General features: G+C 42.3%; 2 protein-coding genes. Both read left to right on the forward strand.

The annotated features are described in order from the left end of the window. Nucleotides 1-263 (forward strand): hypothetical protein (locus N1032_RS25080; protein ID WP_259543283.1); only part of this gene is annotated, 263 nt, incomplete at its 5' end. A gap of 61 nt (nt 264-324) precedes the next feature. Then, the coding region (locus N1032_RS25085; protein WP_259543285.1) for a DUF5309 domain-containing protein at nt 325-754 on the forward strand (430 nt) is incomplete at its 3' end.

Genomic DNA, 754 nt, shown 5'->3' on the forward strand with positions numbered 1-754 from the left:
ACATTATTGCTACTCCAACTGCACTGACTCTGTCTGTTGCAACTGATGCAGCTAATGGTAAAACTGTAGCGTTTACTCCAGACCCAGCTGGTGCTGCACTCGGTACTCTGACTATTAAAACTCAGCCTACCGCTGCTCAAGCAACCGCTACCATCGCAGGTACGACTCTGACAGTTAAACCTGTTGCTGCTGGTCCAGCTACTTCTGTAGTTGTAACCAATGGTACTAAAGATGTTACTGTAGCTGTTACAGTAACTCAATAATATCTAACCTGAAGGGGAGTCGGAGCAATTCGCTCCCCTTTGTTGTTTTCAGGAGATTCAAATGAGCATTACAAACCTCATCTCGTATGAAATACTCGGAGCGAAAGAAGAGTTCGCTGGCTGGGTATCTAATATCTCTCCTTACGACACTCCTTTTACTTCTCTCACTGGTAAAGCCCCTGTATACAACCGTGTATTCGAGTGGCAAACAGACCGTCTTGAACTTGTCAACTCTAGCAATGCATGGGAAGAAAGTAGAGAAAATCTACCTGCTCCTATCTTGATACCGACGAAAGTTCACAACAACTATACACAGATTTTTAGAAAGGTGGTAACAGTATCTGATACTGCTAATGCCTTTAAAAACCACGGACGTCAGTCTGAATTAGAATACCAATTTGAGAAAGCTTCAAAGGAAATCAAAAGAGATTTAGAATGGACTTTCCTATCTTCTCAAGATAAGGATGATGGGAAGACAAATAACACAAGGT

Source organism: Herbiconiux daphne (assembly GCF_024979295.1).
Lineage (GTDB): Bacteria > Actinomycetota > Actinomycetes > Actinomycetales > Microbacteriaceae > Herbiconiux > Herbiconiux daphnes.